Source organism: Streptomyces parvulus (genome assembly GCF_014648855.1).
Lineage (GTDB): Bacteria > Actinomycetota > Actinomycetes > Streptomycetales > Streptomycetaceae > Streptomyces > Streptomyces parvulus.
Genome location: NZ_BMRX01000002.1, coordinates 485,189 through 507,505 on the forward strand (window position 1 = coordinate 485,189; position 22,317 = coordinate 507,505).

General features: G+C 72.5%; 23 protein-coding genes. 17 read left to right on the forward strand and 6 right to left on the reverse strand.

All coding sequences use genetic code 11. The annotated features are described in order from the left end of the window. The first annotated feature begins 12 nt into the window (after positions 1-12). The 4 genes from IE108_RS05170 to IE108_RS05180 all read left to right on the forward strand — a co-directional run bounded on the left by IE108_RS05170 (position 13) and on the right by IE108_RS05180 (position 2,738). On the forward strand, positions 13-1,620 hold the full coding sequence (locus IE108_RS05170; protein WP_064729527.1) for an acyl-CoA carboxylase subunit beta: 1,608 nt from the start codon (positions 13-15) through the stop codon (positions 1,618-1,620). A 17-nt stretch (positions 1,621-1,637) separates the two neighbouring features. Beyond that, complete coding sequence (locus IE108_RS05175) at positions 1,638-1,844, forward strand: acyl-CoA carboxylase epsilon subunit (protein ID WP_079163646.1); 207 nt, start codon at positions 1,638-1,640, stop codon at positions 1,842-1,844. Positions 1,845-1,955: 111 nt separating this feature from the next. Further along, positions 1,956-2,084, forward strand: a complete 129-nt coding sequence (gene mmpB, locus IE108_RS35080; protein ID WP_107420257.1) for a morphogenic membrane protein MmpB — start codon at positions 1,956-1,958, stop codon at positions 2,082-2,084. Between the two features lie 33 nt (positions 2,085-2,117). Next, complete coding sequence (locus tag IE108_RS05180) at positions 2,118-2,738, forward strand: nucleoside triphosphate pyrophosphatase (RefSeq protein WP_064729526.1); 621 nt, start codon at positions 2,118-2,120, stop codon at positions 2,736-2,738. Here the strand turns inward: IE108_RS05180 and IE108_RS05185 are convergent. After that, a complete protein-coding gene (locus IE108_RS05185; protein WP_064729525.1) occupies positions 2,707-3,189 on the reverse strand; it encodes a hypothetical protein in 483 nt (160 codons plus the stop codon). The genes IE108_RS05180 and IE108_RS05185 overlap by 32 nt on opposite strands. A gap of 373 nt (positions 3,190-3,562) precedes the next feature. On the opposite strand from IE108_RS05185, the gene IE108_RS05190 reads away from it, so the two are divergent. Further along, positions 3,563-5,335, forward strand: a complete 1,773-nt coding sequence (locus IE108_RS05190) for an acetyl/propionyl/methylcrotonyl-CoA carboxylase subunit alpha (RefSeq protein ID WP_064729524.1) — start codon at positions 3,563-3,565, stop codon at positions 5,333-5,335. A 140-nt stretch (positions 5,336-5,475) separates the two neighbouring features. Here IE108_RS05190 and IE108_RS05195 read toward each other — a convergent pair whose 3' ends face one another. Both IE108_RS05195 and IE108_RS05200 read right to left on the reverse strand, forming a co-directional pair. Next, on the reverse strand, positions 5,476-6,459 hold the full coding sequence (locus tag IE108_RS05195; protein ID WP_079163645.1) for a DeoR/GlpR family DNA-binding transcription regulator: 984 nt from the start codon (positions 6,457-6,459) through the stop codon (positions 5,476-5,478). Between the two features lie 178 nt (positions 6,460-6,637). After that, positions 6,638-8,086 carry an NAD(P)H-quinone dehydrogenase gene (locus IE108_RS05200; protein ID WP_064729522.1) on the reverse strand — a complete coding sequence of 483 codons (1,449 nt, stop codon included), beginning with the start codon at positions 8,084-8,086 and terminating at the stop codon, positions 6,638-6,640. Positions 8,087-8,171: 85 nt separating this feature from the next. Here IE108_RS05200 and IE108_RS05205 point away from each other — a divergent pair, with 85 nt between their 5' ends. The 3 genes from IE108_RS05205 to IE108_RS05215 all read left to right on the forward strand — a co-directional run bounded on the left by IE108_RS05205 (position 8,172) and on the right by IE108_RS05215 (position 11,552). Further along, positions 8,172-8,609 carry a gamma-glutamylcyclotransferase family protein gene (locus IE108_RS05205; protein ID WP_064729521.1) on the forward strand — a complete coding sequence of 146 codons (438 nt, stop codon included), beginning with the start codon at positions 8,172-8,174 and terminating at the stop codon, positions 8,607-8,609. A 92-nt stretch (positions 8,610-8,701) separates the two neighbouring features. Next, positions 8,702-9,526: a purine-nucleoside phosphorylase gene (locus IE108_RS05210; protein ID WP_064729520.1), complete on the forward strand. Its 825-nt coding sequence runs from the start codon at positions 8,702-8,704 to the stop codon at positions 9,524-9,526. Between the two features lie 379 nt (positions 9,527-9,905). Then, positions 9,906-11,552 (forward strand): phospho-sugar mutase, encoded by a 1,647-nt coding sequence (locus IE108_RS05215; protein ID WP_064729519.1) that lies wholly within the window; start codon positions 9,906-9,908, stop codon positions 11,550-11,552. A 210-nt stretch (positions 11,553-11,762) separates the two neighbouring features. Here IE108_RS05215 and IE108_RS05220 read toward each other — a convergent pair whose 3' ends face one another. After that, positions 11,763-12,449 carry a PH domain-containing protein gene (locus tag IE108_RS05220; protein ID WP_064729518.1) on the reverse strand — a complete coding sequence of 229 codons (687 nt, stop codon included), beginning with the start codon at positions 12,447-12,449 and terminating at the stop codon, positions 11,763-11,765. 148 nt (positions 12,450-12,597) lie between these two features. Here IE108_RS05220 and deoC point away from each other — a divergent pair, with 148 nt between their 5' ends. Genes deoC through IE108_RS05235 form a run of 3 tightly spaced genes read left to right on the forward strand, consistent with a single transcriptional unit; the run spans position 12,598 to position 15,885 of the window. Continuing rightward, positions 12,598-13,557: a deoxyribose-phosphate aldolase gene (deoC, locus tag IE108_RS05225; protein ID WP_064731941.1), complete on the forward strand. Its 960-nt coding sequence runs from the start codon at positions 12,598-12,600 to the stop codon at positions 13,555-13,557. Between the two features lie 5 nt (positions 13,558-13,562). After that, positions 13,563-14,999, forward strand: a complete 1,437-nt coding sequence (locus tag IE108_RS05230; RefSeq protein ID WP_064729517.1) for an aldehyde dehydrogenase family protein — start codon at positions 13,563-13,565, stop codon at positions 14,997-14,999. Further along, a complete protein-coding gene (locus tag IE108_RS05235) occupies positions 14,992-15,885 on the forward strand; it encodes an aldehyde dehydrogenase family protein (protein WP_064729516.1) in 894 nt (297 codons plus the stop codon). Before IE108_RS05230 ends, IE108_RS05235 begins: the two co-directional genes overlap by 8 nt. A gap of 93 nt (positions 15,886-15,978) precedes the next feature. On the opposite strand, the gene IE108_RS05240 is transcribed toward IE108_RS05235, so the two are convergent. Next, positions 15,979-16,383, reverse strand: coding sequence for a hypothetical protein (locus tag IE108_RS05240; RefSeq protein ID WP_064729515.1), 405 nt, complete (start codon positions 16,381-16,383; stop codon positions 15,979-15,981). Positions 16,384-16,542: 159 nt separating this feature from the next. On the opposite strand from IE108_RS05240, the gene IE108_RS05245 reads away from it, so the two are divergent. Next, entirely contained in the window at positions 16,543-17,178 is a 636-nt protein-coding gene (locus tag IE108_RS05245) for a uridine kinase family protein (RefSeq protein WP_372462837.1), read from the forward strand. Positions 17,179-17,438: 260 nt separating this feature from the next. Here IE108_RS05245 and IE108_RS05250 read toward each other — a convergent pair whose 3' ends face one another. Further along, entirely contained in the window at positions 17,439-18,179 is a 741-nt protein-coding gene (locus IE108_RS05250) for a SigE family RNA polymerase sigma factor (RefSeq protein WP_064729513.1), read from the reverse strand. Positions 18,180-18,397: 218 nt separating this feature from the next. Between IE108_RS05250 and afsQ1 the strand changes: the two genes are divergently transcribed. The 5 genes from afsQ1 to IE108_RS05275 all read left to right on the forward strand — a co-directional run bounded on the left by afsQ1 (position 18,398) and on the right by IE108_RS05275 (position 22,262). Further along, on the forward strand, positions 18,398-19,075 hold the full coding sequence (gene afsQ1 / locus IE108_RS05255; RefSeq protein ID WP_159394623.1) for a two-component system response regulator AfsQ1: 678 nt from the start codon (positions 18,398-18,400) through the stop codon (positions 19,073-19,075). Then, the gene (locus IE108_RS05260; protein ID WP_064729511.1) at positions 19,072-20,691 is read left to right on the forward strand and encodes an ATP-binding protein; all 1,620 of its coding nucleotides are present in this window, start codon (positions 19,072-19,074) and stop codon (positions 20,689-20,691) included. Before afsQ1 ends, IE108_RS05260 begins: the two co-directional genes overlap by 4 nt. After that, positions 20,691-21,320 (forward strand): hypothetical protein, encoded by a 630-nt coding sequence (locus IE108_RS05265; protein ID WP_064729510.1) that lies wholly within the window; start codon positions 20,691-20,693, stop codon positions 21,318-21,320. The genes IE108_RS05260 and IE108_RS05265 overlap by 1 nt, the downstream gene beginning before the upstream one ends. Positions 21,321-21,411: 91 nt before the next feature. Next, positions 21,412-21,963 carry a VanZ family protein gene (locus IE108_RS05270; protein WP_064729509.1) on the forward strand — a complete coding sequence of 184 codons (552 nt, stop codon included), beginning with the start codon at positions 21,412-21,414 and terminating at the stop codon, positions 21,961-21,963. Between the two features lie 95 nt (positions 21,964-22,058). Then, positions 22,059-22,262: a PspC domain-containing protein gene (locus IE108_RS05275; RefSeq protein WP_064729508.1), complete on the forward strand. Its 204-nt coding sequence runs from the start codon at positions 22,059-22,061 to the stop codon at positions 22,260-22,262. Positions 22,263-22,317: the final 55 nt, after the last annotated feature.

The following is a 22,317-nucleotide window of genomic DNA, read 5'->3' on the forward strand; positions in this document are numbered from 1 at the left end:
AGCCGCATCCCGATGTCCGAGCCGGAAGAGCAGCAGCCCGACATCCACACGACCGCGGGCAAGCTCGCGGATCTGACGCGCCGTATCGAGGAGGCGACGCACGCCGGTTCGTCACGCGCCGTGGAGAAGCAGCACGCCAAGGGCAAGCTGACGGCCCGTGAGCGCATCGAGCTCCTGCTCGACGAGGGCTCCTTCGTCGAGCTGGACGAGTTCGCCCGGCACCGCTCCACCAACTTCGGCCTCGACGCCAACCGCCCCTACGGCGACGGCGTCGTCACCGGGTACGGCACCGTCGACGGCCGCCCGGTCGCCGTCTTCTCCCAGGACTTCACCGTCTTCGGCGGCGCGCTGGGCGAGGTCTACGGCCAGAAGATCGTCAAGGTCATGGACTTCGCGCTGAAGACCGGCTGCCCGGTCATCGGCATCAACGACTCCGGCGGCGCCCGCATCCAGGAGGGCGTGGCCTCCCTCGGCGCCTACGGCGAGATCTTCCGCCGCAACACCCACGCCTCCGGCGTGATCCCGCAGATCAGCCTGGTCGTCGGCCCGTGCGCGGGCGGCGCGGTCTACTCCCCCGCGATCACCGACTTCACGGTCATGGTGGACCAGACCAGCCACATGTTCATCACCGGCCCCGACGTCATCAAGACCGTCACCGGTGAGGACGTCGGCTTCGAGGAGCTGGGCGGCGCCCGCACGCACAACACCAACTCGGGCGTGGCGCACCACATGGCCGGCGACGAGAAGGACGCCATCGAGTACGTCAAGCAGCTGCTGTCGTACCTGCCGTCCAACAACCTCTCCGAGCCGCCCGCCTTCCCGGAGGAGGCCGACCTCGCGGTCACGGACGAGGACGCCGAGCTGGACGTGATCGTCCCGGACTCGGCGAACCAGCCGTACGACATGCACACGGTCATCGAGCACGTCCTGGACGACGCGGAGTTCTTCGAGACCCAGGCGATGTTCGCGCCGAACATCCTGACCGGCTTCGGCCGGGTGGAGGGCCGCCCGGTCGGCATCGTCGCCAACCAGCCCATGCAGTTCGCCGGCTGCCTCGACATCACCGCGTCCGAGAAGGCGGCCCGCTTCGTCCGCACCTGCGACGCCTTCAACCTCCCGGTGCTCACCTTCGTGGACGTCCCCGGCTTCCTGCCCGGCGTCGACCAGGAGCACGACGGCATCATCCGCCGCGGCGCCAAGCTGATCTACGCCTACGCCGAGGCCACCGTCCCGCTGATCACGGTCATCACCCGCAAGGCCTTCGGCGGCGCCTACGACGTCATGGGCTCCAAGCACCTGGGCGCCGACCTCAACCTGGCCTGGCCGACCGCGCAGATCGCCGTGATGGGCGCCCAGGGCGCGGTCAACATCCTGCACCGCCGCACGATCGCCGAGGCGGAGACCGGCGGGAACCCCGAGGACGCCGAGGCGGTCCGCGCCCGCCTCATCCAGGAGTACGAGGACGCCCTCCTCAACCCCTACACGGCGGCCGAACGCGGTTACGTCGACGCGGTGATCATGCCGTCCGACACCCGCCGCCACATCGTGCGAGGCCTGCGCCAGCTGCGCACCAAGCGCGAGTCCCTGCCTCCGAAGAAGCACGGCAACATCCCCCTCTGACCCGGTAAGGAGCCGTTGTGATCAAGGTCGTACGGGGCAACCCGACCCCGGAGGAACTGGCCGCGGCCCTGGCGGTGGTCAGGGCCCGCGCGGCGGCGGCGGAATCCGAGCCCGCGGGCACGCCACGCAGCAGGGACGCGTGGTCCGACCCGTCCAGGATCGCAGCCCACCACCTCCCCCAGCCCGGCCCGGCCTCATGGGGTCGCACCTACTGGCCAAGCTAGGGACAACCCACCCAGGGGCGCGGGGAACCGCGCACAGCAGGACGGCCCCGCGCCCCGATCTAGGTACCCGTACTCAAGCGCCGCCCCCTCCCGAAGCCGCACGCTGGTGCCATGCTGTGGTCCGACCCCGAGAACGAGCCGCCCGAAGAACTGCGCGACATGCAGCACATGCTGCGACGGCTGAGCGTTCTCCTGGCCATGGCCATGGTGCTGGCGATGATCGTGCTCGGCCTGGGGTGAGGCACCCCCTCCCCCTGTGGCTAACCTGACCGCATGACCGCTCAGCGCCGCAGGCGTCTCGTCCTCGCCTCCCAGTCCCCGGCCCGGCTGGGTCTGCTCCGCCAGGCCGGCCTCGCCCCCGAAGTCCTCGTGAGCGGCGTCGACGAGGACGCCGTCACCGCCCCCACCCCCGCCGACCTGGCCCTCGCCCTGGCCGAGGCGAAGGCCTCCGTCGTGGCCGCCAAGCCCGAGGTGCACGGCGCCCTGGTGATCGGCTGCGACTCGGTGCTGGACCTGGACGGCCAGGCGCTCGGCAAGCCGGCCGACGCCGAGGAGGCCACCGCGCGCTGGAAGGCGATGCGCGGCAGGGCGGGCACGCTCCAGACCGGCCACTGCGTCTGGGACACCGCGTCCGGCCGCCACGTCTCGGCCACGGCGTCCACCGTCGTCCGTTTCGGTGAACCGACGGACGAGGAGATCGCGGCCTACGTGGCCTCCGGCGAGCCGCTGTACGTCGCCGGGGCCTTCACCCTGGACGGCCGCTCGGCCCCCTTCATCGACGGCATCGAGGGCGACCACGGCAACGTGATCGGCCTCAGCCTGCCCCTGCTGCGGCGTCTGCTCGCCGAGCTGGGCACGGGCATCACGGAGTTGTGGGCGCCGGTGGAGGGCTGACCGGCGAGCCGTCGTCGCCCCTGCCGTCCGCGGGGCGCGGCTCGGGCGCGGGACGCTCGCGGGTGTCGTAGGTCATCAGCAGCAGCACGATGAGACCCAGCACGACAATCATGAAGACGAAGGCGCCGGGGCCCACCAGCCCCCAGCTGAACGCCCCGAGCAGCCCGTGCACCACGGCCGCGCTGATCAGCAGGATCCGGCCGAGCCCGGCCGGCGCGCGGTCGCGGATCGCCACCAGCAGGGCGACCAGCCCGCACAGGGCGAAGTAGAGCCCGAAGACCACCCCGCCGATCTTCGACGACACGGACATGGCGTCCGGGTCGAGACCGGCCAGGGACATGTCCTGCCGGTCGACGACGATCCCCAGGAACCAGTTCAGCGCCGCGACGCCGACCGCCTCCAGGAAGAGGACGACCGCCACGGTCCACGCCACCGGCCTGCGCACCGACACCGGCCCCACCCACTTTCGACCGCTGCCGCACACGACAGCTGTTACCCCAAGTACGTTCGAGACAGCCCGCACGCTACTAACGGGTAAACCTCGCGACAAGGGGTCTGCCGCGGGCAAAGAATCATTGGGCCATTAGTAGGGACTCCACAAAGAAACGGAGTGGCCCGCAGCACGCTCTTACAGAGACCTTGACCACACGGGAGAGCTAGGGTTTCCCCGAGGAGTCCTGCGTACCGCGGTACTACAAGGGCTTTCGCGGGTCGAGCGGACCACGAATCACGCTCCGTGTGGGCAAGCTCACCAATGGGGACGGGTCGAAGTGCCGTGTCGGCAGTCCCTAAACTCGGCTTGTTTCAAGGAGGGAGCCTCAATCGTGCGCAAGGTGCTCATCGCCAATCGTGGCGAAATCGCTGTCCGTGTGGCCCGGGCCTGCCGGGACGCGGGAATCGCGAGCGTGGCCGTCTACGCGGACCCGGACCGGGACGCTCTGCACGTCCGCGCCGCTGATGAGGCGTTCGCCCTGGGTGGTGACACCCCCGGGACCAGCTATCTGGACATCGAGAAGGTCCTGAAGGCCGCGCGGGAGTCCGGTGCGGACGCCGTACACCCCGGCTACGGGTTCCTCTCCGAGAACGCCGAGTTCGCGCAGGCGGTCCTGGACGCGGACCTGATCTGGATCGGTCCGCCGCCGCACGCCATCCGCGACCTGGGCGACAAGGTCGCCGCCCGGCACATCGCGCAGCGCGCGGGCGCCCCGCTGGTGGCGGGCACCCCCGACCCGGTCTCCGGCGCGGACGAGGTCGTCGCCTTCGCCGAGGAGCACGGCCTGCCGATCGCGATCAAGGCGGCCTTCGGCGGTGGCGGACGCGGTCTGAAGGTCGCCCGCACCCTGGACGAGGTCCCCGAGCTGTACGACTCCGCCGTCCGTGAGGCGGTGGCGGCGTTCGGCCGCGGCGAGTGCTTCGTCGAGCGCTACCTCGACAAGCCCCGTCACGTGGAGACCCAGTGCCTGGCCGACCAGCACGGCAACGTGGTCGTCGTCTCCACCCGTGACTGCTCCCTCCAGCGCCGCCACCAGAAGCTGGTCGAGGAGGCCCCGGCTCCCTTCCTGTCGCAGGCGCAGATGGACGAGCTGTACTCGGCGTCCAAGGCGATCCTGAAGGAGGCCGGCTACGTCGGCGCCGGGACCGTGGAGTTCCTCGTCGGCATGGACGGCACGATCTCCTTCCTGGAGGTCAACACGCGCCTCCAGGTCGAGCACCCGGTCACCGAGGAGGTCGCCGGCATCGACCTGGTCCGCGAGATGTTCCGCATCGCCGACGGCGAGAAGCTGGGCTACGACGACCCGGTCCTGCGTGGTCACTCCTTCGAGTTCCGCATCAACGGCGAGGACCCGGGCCGCGGCTTCCTGCCCGCCCCCGGCACCGTCACCCTCTTCGACGCGCCCACCGGTCCCGGCGTCCGCCTGGACGCGGGTGTCGAGTCCGGCAGCGTGATCGGCCCGGCGTGGGACTCCCTGCTGGCGAAGCTGATCGTCACCGGCCGGACCCGCAAGGAGGCCCTCCAGCGCGCCGCGCGCGCCCTGGACGAGTTCACGGTGGAGGGCATGGCCACGGCCATCCCGTTCCACCGCGCGGTCGTGCGCGACCCGGCGTTCGCCCCGGAGCTGACCGGCTCCAGCGACCCGTTCACGGTCCACACCCGGTGGATCGAGACGGAGTTCGTCAACGAGATCAAGCCCTTCGACGCGCCCGCCGACGCGGAGGCGGACGAGGAGTCGGGCCGGGAGACGGTCGTCGTCGAGGTCGGCGGCAAGCGCCTGGAGGTCTCCCTGCCGTCCAGCCTGGGCATGTCCCTGGCCCGCACCGGCCTCGCGGCCGGCGCCCGGCCCAAGCGCCGCGCGGCGAAGAAGTCGGGCCCCGCGGTCTCGGGCGACACCCTCGCCTCCCCGATGCAGGGCACGATCGTCAAGATCGCCGTCGAGGAGGGCCAGGAGGTCCAGGAGGGCGACCTGATCGTCGTCCTGGAGGCGATGAAGATGGAGCAGCCCCTCAACGCCCACAAGTCCGGCACCGTCAAGGGCCTGGGCGCGGAGATCGGCGCGTCCGTGACCTCGGGCGCCGCGATCTGCGAGATCAAGGACTGAGGCACCGCGAACACCGGGGCGCCCGGCGGACCGAAGCGAACGGTCCCGCCGGGCGCCCCGCCGTTTACGGGGAGCGCACCCGGGACCGTACGACGGCTGCCGGGACCGTACGACGCCGGCGTCGGCGCACGTCGGTGACGCTAGCGTCGGCGCATGTCCGCGACGCGCGCCCGTTCCGCCCCGCCCGGCTGCTCCAGGGCACCGGCGGTGCGCAGGCCCGCCGCGGCGCCCGGGACCTGTCGGCGCGGCCCCGGGACCGGCACGTCCCGGCGCTGCTGACGCGCCGGGACGGCATCACCCCCCGGGGCCCCGGGGCCCCCCTGGCCCGACACCGCGCCGCCGGAAGCCCCCGCCACGGCGATCTGCACCCCCTGGTCGGCGAGGGCCTGCAGTTCGGTGGCGGCACGGTCGTCGTGGGCCGGCGCCTCGTCGGTGATCAGGCGGGTGATGAGATCCGTGGGCACGGTCTGGAACATGGTGTCCGTACCGAGCTTGGAGTGGTCGGCGAGGACGACGACCTCGGCCGCGGCCTGCACCAGGGCCCGGTCGACGGAGGCCGAGAGCATGTTGGACGTGGACAGCCCCCGTTCGGCCGTCAGCCCGCTCCCGGAGAGGAAGGCCTTGGAGACCCGCAGGCCCTGGAGGGACTGCTCGGCGCCCGAACCCACCAGGGCGTAGTTCGACCCTCTGAGGGTGCCACCGGTCATGACGACCTCGACCCGGTTGGCGTGCGCGAGTGCCTGGGCCACCAGCAGCGAGTTGGTGACGACGGTCAGGCCGGGCACCCGCGCGAGCCGGCGCGCCAGCTCCTGCGTGGTCGTACCCGCACCCACCACGATGGCCTCGCCCTCTTCGACGAAGCCCGCGGCGAGATCGGCGATGGCCGTCTTCTCGGCGGTCGCGAGATGGGACTTCTGCGGGAAGCCGGACTCTCGCGTGAATCCGCCCGGCAGTACCGCACCGCCGTGCCGGCGGTCGAGGAGTCCTTCTGCCTCCAGTGCGCGCACGTCCCGCCGTACGGTCACTTCGGAGGTCTGGACGACGCGGGCGAGTTCACGGAGCGACACGGCCCCGTTCGCTCGCACCATTTCGAGGATCAATTGGCGACGTTCTGCAGCGAACACGAAACTGACAGTAACCCCAACGACCGTCTGCTTTCAGCTGTATGCGCCGAATAACAGAAGTTGTTCGCATGGCAGTACCAGAAGTGGTATACGCGCCTAGTCTGCCCGCCTATGCCGCCCGCACGCGCCGCAACTCCCCGTGACCAGCGGGGAGTCGATTCCGGCCGCGTCCCGGAGGTCAGCCCTCGCCGCCGGCCTTCCGGGTGTGCAGCTGCCGCGCGACCTCCGCGATGGAGCCCGAGAGCGACGGGTACACGGTGAAGGCGTTGGCGATCTGCTCGACCGTCAGGTTGTTGTCCACGGCGATCGAGATCGGGTGGATCAGCTCCGAGGCACGCGGCGCCACCACGACCCCACCGACCACGATCTCGGTGCCGGGCCGGCAGAAGATCTTGACGAAGCCGTCCCGGATGCCCTGCATCTTGGCGCGCGGGTTGCGCAGCAGCGGCAGCTTCACCACGCGGGCGTCGATCTTGCCGCCGTCGACGTCGGCCTGGGAGTACCCGACGGTGGCGATCTCGGGGTCGGTGAAGACGTTGGCGGAGACGGTCTTCAGGTTCAGCGGGGTGACCGCGTCGCCGAGGAAGTGGTACATGGCGATGCGCCCCTGCATCGCCGCCACCGAGGCCAGCGCGAAGACGCCGGTGACGTCGCCGGCGGCGTACACGCCGGGGGCGGAGGTGCGCGAGACGCGGTCGGTGCGGATGTGCCCGGAGTCCTTGAGCTTGACCCCGGCCTCCTCGAGGCCCATGCCCTCGGTGTTGGGGATGGCGCCGACGGCCATCAGACAGTGCGACCCGGTGATGACCCGGCCGTCGGCGAGCGTGACCTCCACCCGGTCGCCCACCCGTTTGGCGGACTGGGCGCGCGAACGCGACATGACGTTCATGCCGCGCCGCCGGAACACGTCCTCGAGGACGGCCGCCGCGTCCGGGTCCTCGCCGGGCAGCACCCGGTCCCGCGACGAGACCAGCGTGACCCGCGACCCGAGCGCCTGGTAGGCGCCGGCGAACTCGGCACCGGTGACGCCGGACCCGACGACGATCAGCTCTTCGGGCAGCTCGTCCAGGTCGTACACCTGGGTCCAGTTCAGGATGCGCTCCCCGTCGGGGCGCGCGTCGGGCAGCTCGCGCGGGTGCCCGCCGGTGGCGATCAGCACGGCGTCGGCGGTGAGCGTCTCCTCGCTCCCGTCGGCGGCGCGCACGACGACCTTCCGCGACCCGTCGAGCCCCTGCATCCCCTCCAGGCGCCCGCGCCCGCGCATGACCCGCGCGCCGGCCCGCGTCACGGAGGCGGTGATGTCGTGCGACTGGGCGAGCGCGAGGCGCTTGACCCGCCGGTTGACCTTCCCCAGGTCGACACCGACCACCCGGGCGGCCTGCTCCATGGGCGGGGTGTCGTCGGCGACGATGATCCCCAGTTCCTCGTAGGAGGAGTCGAAGGTGGTCATCACCTCGGCCGTGGCGATCAGGGTCTTGGACGGCACGCAGTCGGTCAGCACCGACGCGCCGCCCAGACCGTCGCAGTCGACGACGGTCACCTCCGCACCGAGTTGCGCGGCCACCAGCGCCGCTTCGTATCCGCCGGGTCCGCCGCCAATGATCACGATCCGAGTCACGTACTCCATTGTCCCGCACCCATCAACGGCGGGCCGCCCGGGGGCACCACCGTTACGAACGTGATGCCCGTGACGCCTGTCGTACCCTTCCCCCATGTCGCTCTACGCCGCTTACGCCGGCAACCTCGACGCGCGGCTGATGACCCGCCGCGCCCCCCACTCGCCGCTGCGCGCGACCGGCTGGCTGAACGGGTGGCGGCTGACCTTCGGGGGCGAGCACATGGGCTGGGAGGGCGCGCTGGCGACCCTGGTCGAGGACCCGATCTCGCAGGTCTTCGTGGCGCTGTACGACGTCGCCCCGATGGACGAGGACTCGCTCGACCGCTGGGAGGGCGTGGGCATGGACATCTACCGCCGCACCCGGGTGCGCGTCCACACCCTGGAGGGCGAGGAGAAGGCCTGGACGTACGTCCTGAACGCCTACGAGGGCGGCCTGCCCTCGGCCCGCTACCTGGGCGAGGTCGCCGACGCCGCCGAGTCGGCCGGCGCGCCCCACGACTACGTGATGGAACTCCGCAAGCGCCCCTGCTGACGCCGCCCTGTCGGATCCTCCAACCCAACAAACCCCATCCCGTGACCTCTGTCATCTACGCGCGTAGGCGGAAACCGGCTACCCTCATCGGCGTGAACGCATCTCTTCTTCCGGACGACATCCAGGGCGACCCCTACGCCGCCGCCGACGCCGCCGCGGCCCGCCTGCGCGAACTCACCGGCGCCGAGACCCACGACGTCGCCCTCGTGATGGGCTCCGGCTGGGCACCGGCCGTGGACGCCCTGGGCGCCCCCGAGGCCGATCTCCAGGTCACCGACCTGCCGGGCTTCCCCAAGCCGGCGGTGGAGGGTCACGGCGGCAAGGTCCGCTCGTACTCGATCGGCGACAAGCGCGCACTGGTCTTCCTGGGCCGCACCCACTACTACGAGGGCCACGGCGTCGCCGCCGTGTCCCACGGCGTCCGCACCGCGGTCGCCGCCGGCGCCAAGACGATCATCCTGACCAACGGCTGCGGCGGCCTGCGCGAGGGCATGCGCCCCGGCCAGCCGGTCCTGATCAGCGACCACATCAACCTGACGGCGACCTCCCCGATCATCGGCGCGAACTTCGTCGACCTGACGGACCTCTACTCGCCCCGCCTGCGCGCGTTGTGCAAGGAGGTCGACCCCACGCTGGAGGAGGGCGTCTACGCCCAGTTCCCCGGCCCGCACTACGAGACCCCGGCCGAGATCCGCATGGCCCGCGTCATCGGAGCGGACCTGGTCGGGATGTCGACGGTCCTGGAGGCGATCGCGGCCCGCGAGGCCGGCGCGGAGGTCCTGGGCATCTCCCTGGTCACCAACCTCGCCGCGGGCATGACGGGCGAACCCCTCAACCACGAGGAGGTCCTCCAGGCGGGCCGCGACTCCGCCACCCGGATGGGCGCCCTCCTGACCCAGGTACTGGGCCGCCTGTAGAACCCGGCGTCCACCTGTCACCCGGCGTGGGCGCGGACTCGGGGTGGGTGACGCGACCCGGCGCTTGCCGGGCGCCGCCCGCGCCCACCCGTGCCGCCCCAGGCGGCACATGTGCCCGCGGTAGCGAGGGCGGGCTGGCCGCGTACGGCGAGAAGGGGGCGGGTCGGGGGGTGTCCGCCCGCAGCGGTTGGCGCGTCAACACAGGTCACTTCCGTGGCCGACCGATTCCGCGCCGTTCCGAGGACGGACACCCCCCGGCCCGCCCCCGACCCGAAACACCACGCACCGCGCTACGCGCACCCCCACCCAACCCGCCACAGGCCGCCGCAGGCACCCACACCGCCACCACCCCCAACCGACACACGAGAGGCTGACCGACGTGCAAGACGACCTCCTCGCACGGGCCAAGGCATGGCTGACCGAGGACCCCGACGCGGACACCCGCGCCGAACTCGCGGGCCTCATCGACGCCGAGGACCACGCAGAGCTCACCGCACGCTTCTCCGGCACCCTCCAGTTCGGCACCGCCGGCCTGCGCGGCGAACTCGGCGCCGGCCCCACGCGCATGAACCGCTCGGTCGTCATCCGCGCCGCGGCCGGCCTCGCCGCGTACCTCAAGAACCAGGGAACCCCCCACGGCGACGACTCGGCCGGCCTGGTGGTCATCGGCTACGACGCCCGGCACAAGTCCGAGGACTTCGCCCGCGACACCGCCGCCGTCATGACCGGCGCCGGCCTCAGGGCGGCCGTACTCCCCCGCCCGCTTCCCACCCCCGTCCTCGCCTTCGCCATCCGCCACCTCGGCGCGGTCGCGGGCGTGGAGGTCACCGCCAGCCACAACCCGCCCCGCGACAACGGCTACAAGGTGTACCTGGGCGACGGCTCCCAGATCGTGCCCCCCGCCGACGCCGGCATCGCCGCCGAGATCGACGCCGTACGCTCCCTCGACGACGTCCCCCGCCCCACCACCGGCTGGCAGACCCTCGGCGACGACGTCCTCGACGCCTACCTCGCCCGCACGGACGCGGTCCTCTCCCCCGGCTCCCCGCGCACCGCCCGCACCGTCTACACGGCGATGCACGGCGTCGGCAAGGACACCCTCCTCGCCGCCTTCGCCCGCGCGGGCTTCCCGGAGCCCGCCCTGGTCACCGAGCAGGCCGACCCCGACCCGGACTTCCCCACCGTCGCGTTCCCCAACCCGGAGGAACCCGGCGCGATGGACCTCGCCTTCGCGCGGGCCCGCGCGACGTCCCCCGACCTGATCATCGCCAACGACCCGGACGCCGACCGCCTCGCGGTGGCGGTGCAGGACGGCACCGACTGGCGCATGCTCCGGGGCGACGAGGTCGGCGCCCTCCTCGCCGCCCACCTGGTCACCCGCGGAGCGCAGGGCACGTTCGCGGAGTCGATCGTGTCGTCGTCCCTCCTCGGCCGCATCGCCGAGAAGGCCGGCCGCCCGCACGTCGAGACCCTCACCGGCTTCAAGTGGATCGCCCGCGTCGACGGCATCCGCTACGGCTACGAGGAGGCCCTCGGCTACTGCGTGGACCCGGAGGGCGTCCGGGACAAGGACGGCATCACCGCGGCCCTCCTGATCACGGAGCTGGCCTCGGTCCTCAAGCAGGAGAACCGCACGCTCCTGGACCTCCTCGACGACATCGCCGTGGAGCACGGCCTGCACGCCACCGACCAGCTCTCGGTCCGCGTGGAGGACCTGTCCCTGATCGCCGCCGCGATGAAGCGCCTGCGCGAGCAGCCCCCGACCCGCCTCGCGGACCTCCCGGTCACGAACGCGGAGGACCTCACCCGGGGCACGGCGACGCTCCCGCCCACGGACGGCCTGCGTTACACGCTCGACGGCGCGCGCGTCATCGTCCGCCCGAGCGGCACGGAACCGAAGCTGAAGTGCTACCTGGAGGTGGTCGTCCCGGTCGGCACGCACACCGACCTCCCGGCGGCCCGCACCAGGGCGACGGAGCTGCTGACGAACCTCAAGCGCGACCTGTCGGCAGCGGCGGGCATCTGACGGAGCCCGGGGGGTGCGCGAACCCGCACCCCCCGTCAAACCTCCTGGTCACCAGACCCCACACCCGGCCCACGACCCAGCGTCACCCGGTCACCCGGTCCCGCAGTCACCCGGTTCCGGTCACCCGACCCCACGCGCTACGCCCCCCGGCCCACGACCCACGACCCACGACCCAGCGTCACCCGGTCACCCGGTCACCCGGTCACCCGGTCACCCGGTCACCCACAACACCACAAGCCCCACCACCCCCACCACCACCGGCACGACGACCTCCCAGGCCCACCGCACCGACACCTCACCGCGCGAGCCCTCCGCGTCCTTCCGCGCCTCCCACAGCTCCCGCAGCTCGTCCATGACCTTGTCGGCCTCGGCCCGCACGGGCCCGTCGTCCACGCCTCCGGCACCGGCCGCCCCCCGGCCACCGCCCCCGAGCAGACCGCCCCGCCCCCGGCCACCCCCGGCGGCCCGCCGGGACTCCTGCCGCGCCGCCTTCTTGCGCCCGCGCAGCGATACGGGAAGGGCCCACAGCTGGTACTTGTCGCCGCCCTCGCTGAAGACCTCGTTGGAGTACGCGGAGCGGAACGACTCGACCTGCGCCCAGGGCAGCACGATCAGGCGGAAGGGATTGCGCACCCGCATCCGGTCGTCGCCGGCGAAGACGGCGGGCCGCACCGTGTACGCGGCGATCAGCGGGACCAGGAAGAGCAGCGCCGCGGCCGCCGTCCACGGTGTACGCCCCTCGCCCGCGACCACGGCGTCGATGCCGAGCCACAGGGCGAGGGCGAGCAGCAGGACGCCACCGGCGATGCCCGCGGGCGAGCGGTAGACGCGGTCCTTGGGCGCGGGCACCTGCGGCTCCGGCTGCGGCGAGGGGGGCTGGGACTCCGGGGTCGTCATGCTGCCGATTGTGCCCGACACCCTCGGCCCGACGACCGACGCCCTTCGCCCGACGACCGCGGGGACGCTCACGGGCAGCGTCCCGGCGACGAATGAGCGCGCGGGACTGTACAGCCGCTACGCGCGTAGATATGCTCGCCTGGTGACCATGCCCACCACCGCACCCGCCGCACACGGACTCGCCGACGTCACCGCGTCCGACAGCACGCTGCGCCGCTTCCTCCACGGACTGCCCGGCGTCGACACGGTCGGCCTGGAGGCGCGCGCCGCCTCGCTCGGCACCCGTTCCATCAAGACCACCGCGAAGGCGTACGCCCTCGACCTCGCCATTTCGATGGTCGACCTGACGACGCTGGAAGGCGCGGACACCCCGGGCAAGGTCCGGGCGCTCGGCGCGAAGGCGGTCCGTCCCGACCCGACCGACCGCACGGCCCCGGCCACGGCAGCGGTCTGCGTCTACCCCGACATGGTGCCCGCCGCGAAGGCGGCCGTCGCCGGCTCCGGCGTCAAGGTCGCCTCGGTCGCCACCGCGTTCCCGGCCGGCCGCGCCTCCCTGGCCGTGAAGCTGGCCGACGTGCGCGAGGCCGTGGAGGCGGGCGCGGACGAGGTCGACATGGTCATCGACCGCGGGGCGTTCCTCGCGGGGCACTACCTGAAGGTGTACGACGAGATCACCGCGGTGCGCGAGGCCTGCGGGACGGCGGCCCGCCTGAAGGTCATCTTCGAGACCGGCGAGCTGTCGACGTACGACAACATCCGGCGCGCGAGCTGGCTCGGCATGCTGGCGGGCGCCGACTTCATCAAGACCTCCACCGGCAAGGTCGCGGTCAACGCCACGCCCGCCAACACCCTCCTGATGCTGGAGGCGGTGCGCGACTTCCGCGCGCAGACCGGCGTCCAGGTCGGCGTGAAGCCGGCCGGCGGCATCCGCACGGCGAAGGACGCGATCAAGTTCCTGGTCCTGGTCAACGAGACCGCGGGCGAGGACTGGCTGGACAACCACTGGTTCCGCTTCGGCGCCTCCTCGCTGCTCAACGACCTGCTGATGCAGCGCCAGAAGCTGGCCACCGGCCGCTACTCCGGCCCCGACTACGTGACGGTGGACTGATCACCATGGCACCTGTTTTCGAGTACGCACCGGCGCCGGAGTCGCGCGCGGTCGTCGACATCGCTCCGTCCTACGGCCTGTTCATCGACGGCGAGTTCGCCGAGGCGGCCGACGGCAAGGTCTTCAAGACCGTGTCCCCGTCCACCGAGGAGGTCCTCTCCGAGGTCGCCGAGGCGGGCGAGGCGGACGTCGACCGGGCCGTCGGGGCCGCCCGCAAGGCCTTCGAGAAGTGGTCGGCGCTGCCCGGCGCGGAGCGCGCGAAGTACCTGTTCCGCATCGCCCGGATCATCCAGGAGCGCAGCCGCGAGCTGGCCGTCCTGGAGACCCTGGACAACGGCAAGCCGATCCGGGAGACCCGCGACGCGGACCTCCCCCTGGTCGCCGCGCACTTCTTCTACTACGCGGGCTGGGCCGACAAGCTCGACCACGCCGGGTACGGCGCGAACCCGCGCCCGCTGGGCGTCGCGGGCCAGGTCATCCCCTGGAACTTCCCGCTCCTGATGCTGGCGTGGAAGATCGCCCCGGCGCTCGCCACCGGCAACACGGTCGTGCTGAAGCCCGCCGAGACGACCCCCCTGTCCGCCCTGTTCTTCGCGGACATCTGCCGCCAGGCGGGCCTGCCCAAGGGCGTCGTCAACATCGTCACCGGCGACGGCCGCGCCGGCGCCGCGCTGATCGCCCACCCGGACGTGAACAAGGTCGCCTTCACCGGCTCCACGGCCGTCGGCAAGGAGATCGCGCGCACGGTCGCGGGCACCCGCAAGAAGCTCACCCTGGAACTGGGCGGCAAGGGCGCCAACATCGTCTTCGACGACGCCCCGATCGACCAGGCCGTCGAGGGGATCGTCAGCGGCATCTTCTTCAACCAGGGCCAGGTCTGCTGCGCGGGCTCGCGCCTGCTGGTCCAGGAGTCGGTCCACGACGAGCTGCTCGACTCCCTCAAGCGCCGCCTGGGCACCCTGCGCCTCGGCGACCCGCTGGACAAGAACACCGACATCGGCGCGATCAACTCGGCCGAGCAGCTGGCGCGGATCACCGCCCTCGCCGACCAGGGCGAGGCGGAGGGCGCCGAGCGCTGGTCCCCGGCCTGCGAACTGCCCTCCTCCGGCTACTGGTTCGCGCCGACGCTGTTCACGAACGTCACCCAGGCGCACACGGTGGCCCGCGACGAGATCTTCGGTCCGGTCCTGTCCGTCCTCACCTTCCGCACGCCCGACGAGGCGGTCGCCAAGGCGAACAACACCCCGTACGGCCTGTCGGCCGGCATCTGGACGGAGAAGGGCTCGCGCATCCTGTCCGTCGCGAACAAGCTCCGCGCGGGTGTGATCTGGTCCAACACGTTCAACAAGTTCGACCCGACGTCGCCGTTCGGCGGCTACAAGGAGTCGGGCTTCGGCCGCGAGGGCGGCCGCCACGGTCTGGAGGCCTACCTCGATGTCTGAGCGACTCAGTGTCTTCAAGACCTACAAGCTGTACGTCGGCGGGAAGTTCCCGCGTTCCGAGAGCGGCCGGGTGTACGAGGTGACCGACGCAAAGGGCAAGTGGCTGGCGAACGCCCCGCTCTCCTCCCGCAAGGACGCCCGTGACGCCGTGGTCGCCGCGCGCAAGGCGTTCGGCGGCTGGTCCGGCGCGACGGCGTACAACCGCGGCCAGATCCTCTACCGCGTCGCCGAGATGCTGGAGGGCCGCCGCGAGCAGTACGTCGCGGAGGTGGCCGGCGCCGAGGGCCTGTCGAAGTCGAAGGCGGCGGCGCAGGTGGACGCGGCGATCGACCGCTGGGTCTGGTACGCGGGCTGGACCGACAAGATCGCCCAGGTGACGGGCGGCGGCAACCCGGTCGCGGGCCCGTACTTCAACCTGTCCTCCCCGGAGCCGACCGGCGTCGTCGCCGTCCTCGCCCCGCAGGACTCGTCCTTCCTGGGCCTGGTCTCGGTCGTCGCCCCGGTCATCGCGACGGGCAACACCGCGGTCGTGGTCGCGAGCGAGAGGCACCCGCTCCCCGCCCTCTCCCTCGGCGAGGTGCTGGCCACCTCCGACCTGCCCGGCGGCGTGGTCAACATCCTCTCCGGCCGCACGGCGGAGATCGCCGCCCCGCTCGCCGCCCACCAGGACGTCAACGCGATCGACCTGGCGGGCGCCGGCGAGGAGCTGGCCAAGGAGCTGGAGACCGCGGCGGCGGACAACCTCAAGCGCGTCCTGCGTCCACAGCCTGTGGACGGCGCGGACTGGTCGGCGACCCCGGGCACCGAGCGCATGACGGCGTTCCTGGAGACGAAGACGGTCTGGCACCCGACGGGCGCGCTGGGCGCGTCCGGCTCGTCGTACTGAGCCGGCGCCCGAGCCGCCGCGGCACCGCGCGCACCGAGAGCGAGCCGCGCCCTCCCTCCGTCCGGGGAGAGCGCGGCTCTTCGCGTGCGCGCGTCAGCGCAGCAGCTGGGTCGCCTGCCCCAGCACCGGCACGGCGCCCAGCGACTGGGCCTGAGCGACCGGCCCGGTCAGCGCGGTCGAGGTCAGCGGCTGGAAGTCGGCGACCTTCGTGCCCACGCCGTTGTCCAGCGGGTCGACGCCGGTGCCGGCCAGCGGGTTGGGCTTGAGGTCGGCGACCGGGCCGGTGACGTAGCCGACGGTGCCGGTCAGGGCCTGGACGCCGGCCTGCGGGTCGATGTTGCCCAGCGAGGTGGGGCGGGTGTGGGCCAGGCCGGCGATCGTCTCACCGCTGTCCGCGGAAGCCGTCGCCGCTCCTGCCGCCAGGGCTGCTCCGGCGGTCGCGAGGGCGACCAGGGCGCGCTGGGCGTGCGGGATGCTGGGGGACGCGTGTCGGGCCATCGCTGCTGCCACCTCTTGGTGTGGATTGCTACGGACTGCCCTGATAACAGCGCACACCGTGATCAGGTCACCGCACAGCGCAACCGAGATGTGACCCGCACTGCAAAGTCCACCCGCGGGGTCGTACGGCGGCCGGGAGATGCCTCAGACTGGTGTCCCGTGAGCTCCCATCCGCCCATACCGGCCCGAGTCGTGCTGCTCTGCGGCCCCTCCGGCTCCGGCAAGTCCCTCCTCGCCGCCCGCTCCGGTCTCCCGGTGCTGCGCCTCGACGACTTCTACAAGGAGGGGACCGACCCGACGCTGCCGACGGTGCCCGAGAGCTGCGACATCGACTGGGACCACCCCGGGTCGTGGGACGCGGACGCCGCCGTCGCCGCCATCGCGGAGCTGTGCCGCACGGGCCGCACCCGGGTGCCCGTCTACGACCTCTCGCTGAGCGCCCGCACCGGCGCGGAGGCGGTCGACATCGGGCGGACGCCGCTGTTCCTCGCGGAGGGCATCTTCGCCGCCGAACTGGTGTCGCGCTGCCGGGATCTGGGCGTGCTGGCCGACGCGCTGTGCCTGAGCCGCGGGCCGGTGACCACCTTCCGCCGCCGCTTCGTGCGGGACCTGCGGGAGGGCCGCAAGTCCGTGCCGTTCCTGCTGCGCCGGGGCTGGCGGCTGATGCGGCAGGAGCGGTCGGTCATCGCCCGGCAGACGACGCTGGGCGCCCACGCGTGCGACCGCGACGAGGCGATGGGGCGGCTGGCGGACGCCGCGGCCGGCCGGTGCGCGAAGGCCCGTACGGCCGCCTGACGCCTCCGGCGCACGCGGGGTCCGTACAGACGGAAGAGCGGGACTGGACGGACCCCCCGGCCCTCCAGTCCCGCTCCCACCCACCCCCGTGGGTCCCCCGCGGGTCCCCCGTGACCCCCGTGTTTCCGTTCCCCCGTGTCCCCCCTGGGCAGGTCCCCCGTGTCCCCCGTGGTCCCTGCCCGTGAGTAAGAGCCCGGCATCCTCCCCCTGATACACCCCGGCTCCCACTTCTTTCGACGGGCCCCCCGGCCCGCCCGTCCTCAGGCGACCAGTTCGCCGAAGGCGTCCTCCCGGTCACGGCCGAAGCTGAGGACCTCGTCCTCGCGCAGCCGGCGCAGCGAGCGCCAGATGCTGGACTTCACCGTGCCGACGCTGATGTCGAGGATGTCCGCGATCTCCGGGTCCGTGCGGCCCTCGTAGTAGCGCAGGACCAGCATGGTGCGCTGGAGTTCGGGCAGCCGGGCGAGCGCCTGCCACAGGACCGTGCGCAGCTCGGTGCCGCGCATCGCGTCCATGTCGCCGGGCGTCTCCGGCAGTTCCTCGGTCGGGTACTCGTTGAGCTTGCGGCGCCGCCAGGCGCTGATGTGCAGGTTGGTCATGGTGCGGCGGAGGTAGCCGCCGACCGCGGCCTTGTCGGTGATCCGGTCCCACGCCCGGTAGGTCGAGAACAGCGCGCTCTGCAGCAGGTCCTCGGCCTCGAAGCGGTCGCCGGTCAGGTGGTAGGCGGTGGCGTACAGGGAGGCGCGGCGCTCCTGGACATAGGCGGTGAACTCCGCCTCCGACAGGGAGCGGCGCTCCCCCTCTGCCTCCCCGTACGCGGTTCCCCCGTGCGTCTCCCCCTGGCGGGCGTCGACCACCGTCATGTACGCGGTGTGCTGACGCCCGGCGCCGCGAGCGCACCCCCGCCCGGTCGCGGCGCCGGACTTCTCGGAACCCCGGTGTCCGTGCACGTCGTGCAGGCGCGTGACCACTGCGCTGGTGGTGCCCTTCAGCGTGTTCATCTCGCGCCCCCCGTCGTGGACTTCCGGTGTTCGGCTCACTGTGCTGACGAAAATCCTGCCGCCGCGACTTCATGGCCGTGTCCGTCGACTGTCACAGACCTGTCACAGGGCCCCGTCACCACTGGATCACCGTTCCTTCACAGGGTCCGGCGGCGCCCCGGGGCCGCTTCCGTACCCACAGGTCGAACAGCGGCCCCTCCATGGGCCAGAATGAGCCCGTGCCTTCCCTGTTGCTGATCGAGGACGACGACGCCATCCGCACGGCCCTGGAGCTCTCCCTGAGCCGCCAGGGTCACCGGGTGGCCACCGCTGCCAGCGGTGAGGACGGTCTGAAGCTGCTGCGCGAACAGCGGCCGGACCTGATCGTGCTGGACGTGATGCTGCCCGGCATCGACGGCTTCGAGGTGTGCCGCCGCATCCGGCGCACCGACCAGCTGCCGATCATCCTGCTGACCGCGCGCAACGACGACATCGACGTCGTCGTCGGCCTCGAGTCGGGCGCCGACGACTACGTCGTCAAACCGGTCCAGGGCAGGGTGCTGGACGCCCGCATCCGGGCCGTGCTGCGCCGCGGCGAACGGGAGTCGAGCGACTCGGCGAGCTTCGGCGGCCTGGTCATCGACCGTTCGGCGATGACCGTGACGAAGAACGGCGAGGACCTCCAGCTCACCCCGACCGAGCTGCGGCTGCTGCTCGAACTGAGCCGGCGGCCGGGGCAGGCGCTCTCCCGCCAGCAGCTGCTGCGGCTGGTCTGGGAGCACGACTACCTCGGCGACTCCCGGCTGGTGGACGCCTGCGTGCAGCGGCTGCGCGCCAAGGTCGAGGACGTGCCGTCGTCCCCGACCCTGATCCGTACCGTGCGCGGTGTCGGCTACCGGCTGGATCCGCCTCAGTGACGGAGGAGCACCAGGGGGGTTCACGCGGCTGGACCGCGGCTCGCAAGGGAGTCTGGTCCGGGCTGCGCTTCACCAGCCTGCGGCTGCGGCTGGTCCTCGTCTTCGGCCTGGTCGCGCTGACCGCCGCCGTCTCCGCCTCCGGCATCGCCTACTGGCTGAACCGGGAGGCGGTGCTCACCCGCACCCAGGACGCCGTGCTGCGCGACTTCGAGCAGGAGATGCAGAACCGGGCCGGTGCGCTCTCCGAGCACCCCACGCAGGACGAGTTGCAGCACACCGCGGGGCAGATGGCCAACAGCAGCCAGCGGTTCGGCGTGCTGCTGGTGGCCGAGGACGCCGACGGGGACACCGTGTACGGCAGTTCCGGCGGCCTCGGCGGCTTCGCGCTGGCCGACGTGCCCGAGTCGCTGCGCACCGCGGTGAACAAGGAGCAGAAGGTCAATTCGGCCAACAAGCACCCGTACCACCTGTACTGGCAGCGGGTCACCGAGGGCGACACCCCGTACCTGGTGGCCGGCACCAGGGTGATCGGCGGCGGGCCGACCGGCTACATGCTGAAATCGCTGGAGCCCGAGGCCAAGGACCTCAACTCGCTCGCCTGGTCGCTTGGGATCGCCACCGCCCTCGCCCTGCTCGGCTCCGCGCTGCTCGCGCAGGCGCTGGCGACGACCGTGCTCAAGCCCGTGCACCGGCTGGGGGTGGCGGCGCGGCGGCTGGGCGAGGGCCGGCTCGACACCCGGCTGCGGGTGTCCGGCACCGACGAACTGGCCGACCTGTCGCGGACGTTCAACAGCGCCGCCGAGAACCTGGAGAAACGGGTCGCGGACATGGCGGGCCGCGAGCAGGCCTCCCGGCGCTTCGTCGCGGACATGAGCCACGAGCTGCGGACGCCGCTGACGGCGCTCACGGCCGTGACGGAGGTCCTGGAGGAGGAGCTGGAGTTCGAGGGCGAGGGCGGCAGCTTCGACCCCATGGTCGAGCCCGCCGTGCGGCTGGTGGTGAGCGAGACCCGGCGGCTGAACGACCTCGTGGAGAACCTGATGGAGGTCACCCGCTTCGACGCGGGCACCGCCCGGCTGGTCCTGGACGACGTCGACGTCGCCGACCAGATCACCGCCTGTATCGACGCCCGCGCCTGGCTGGACGCCGTCGACCTGGACGCCGAGCGCGGCATCCACGCCCGCCTCGACCCGCGCCGGCTCGACGTGATCCTGGCCAACCTGATCGGCAACGCGCTCAAGCACGGCGGTTCGCCGGTGCGGGTGTCGGTGGCGCGGGCGGACGACGAGATCGTCATCCGGGTGCGCGACCACGGCCCCGGTATCCCCGAGGACGTCCTGCCGCACGTCTTCGACCGCTTCTACAAGGCCAGCGCCTCCCGGCCGCGCTCCGAGGGCAGCGGGCTCGGCCTGTCGATCGCCCTGGAGAACGCGCACATCCACGGCGGCGGGATCACCGCCGAGAACTCGCCCGAGGGGGGTGCGGTGTTCGTGCTGCGGCTGCCGCAGGACCCGTCGCCGGCCGCGGACGACGAGGCCGGTGACGCCGGGGACGGCGGCTCCGGGGGCGCCCCGGACGACGGGGACAGGGGCAAGGACGCGAAGGGACGGGCCTGATGACCGTACGCCGCCTGCCGGGACTGCCCGGGCTCGCGGTGCCGGCCGCGCTGACCGCACTGCTCGCACTGCTCGCCGGGTGCGGCATCCGCGCCACGGAGGTGCCCACCGACTACGGTCCCGCGCCGTCGCGGGTGCGCTGCTCGCTCGCCGAGCCGAACGCGCCGGTGGAGGGGGCGTCCGGTGTGCCGGCCCAGGTGTTCCTGCTGTGCGGCTCGTCGCTGGTGGCGGTCGACCGCACGGTGCCGGTGCCGGAGGGCGCTTCGGACTCGGGGCGCCGGGCGCTGGTGGCGCAGGGCCTGCTGGACCAGCTCACCGCGCCGCCGTCGCCCGCCGAGAAGGAGGCCGGGTACACGACCGACGTGCGCCGCGGCATCGCGGTCACCGGCCCGCGCTCCGGGGACCCCGCCGACACCCTGCGCCTGAGCACCGCGCCCGGCGACCTCACGTCGTACGCCCTCGCCCAGGTGGTGTGCACCTTCTCCGACTCCGCGGCGGGCGAGGGGGACGGCTCGGTCGTCCTGGCCGGGCCCGGCGACGCGCCGGCGCGCCGGTACGCCTGCACGGACGACGTCCGGACCCGGCCGGGCAGCAACGAGCCGCGGTCCACCGAGGTCGAGGAGGGCTGACGCCCGGCGCGCGGGGACCGTGTGGCGCAGGCCTCACCCCCGCCCGCCGGCGGCCGGAACCGCGCGCGGCGGCGGCCGCGTCTAGGGGGACGTGCAGCGTCATGGGTTCCTCGGCGGCAGCGCCGCGCTCCGCATCCGTGTGACAGGAAGTGTCCTCCTGGTCGCACATCTCGCGTTCGTCGCCTGGTACACGCTGCGCCCCCTGGACGTCCCCTGGGTCCTGCCGCCCAACCTGCGCCCCTTCGACGGGATCCGTGCCGACGTGGCGCTGGGCTGGCCCGCGGCGGTCCGCTCGCTCGGCGGGTCGCTCGCGCTGCTGGCGCCGCTCGGCGTGCTGCTGCCGATGGCCGGGGGACGGCTGGCGGGTTCGCCGCTCGCCTCGCTGCTGCGCACCGTGTCGGCGGCCACCCTGCTGTCGCTGGGGATCGAGCTGCTGCAGACCGGGGTGCCGGGCCAGGTCGTCGACGTGGACTCGCTGCTGCTGAACACGGCGGGCGTGGCGCTCGCGCACCTGGCGGTCGTCCCGGCGTGCCGCGCCCGGCTCCGCCGCAGGTATGGGCGGCGGGGAGGCCATGACGTACCCCGGGAGGAGCCCGCTCAGGGTCGGACCCCGACGATTCCCAGGGTCGGGATCGCCCCGTAGAGCGACGCTTTGTTCCGTTCGTCTCCGTAGCGTGGAGGGCAGATGAAGGGGAAGCCGGACGGCAGCCCCACCCACACGCTCACGAAGGAGCCGCGATGTCCCGCCTCGCCCGCCCCACCCACGGCCGCATGATCGGCGGAGTGTGCGCCGCGCTGGCCCGGCGCTTCGGCACCTCCACCACCACGATGCGGGTGATCTTCGTGGTCTCCTGCCTGCTGCCCGGCCCGCAGTTCCTGCTCTACCTGGCCCTGTGGCTGCTGCTCCCCTCCGAGGAGAAGGCGGCGCGCACGGCCTGGTGACGTACGCGCCTCCCCCTCCGGTACGCCGACGGGGCGCGCCCGGCGAGACCGGGCG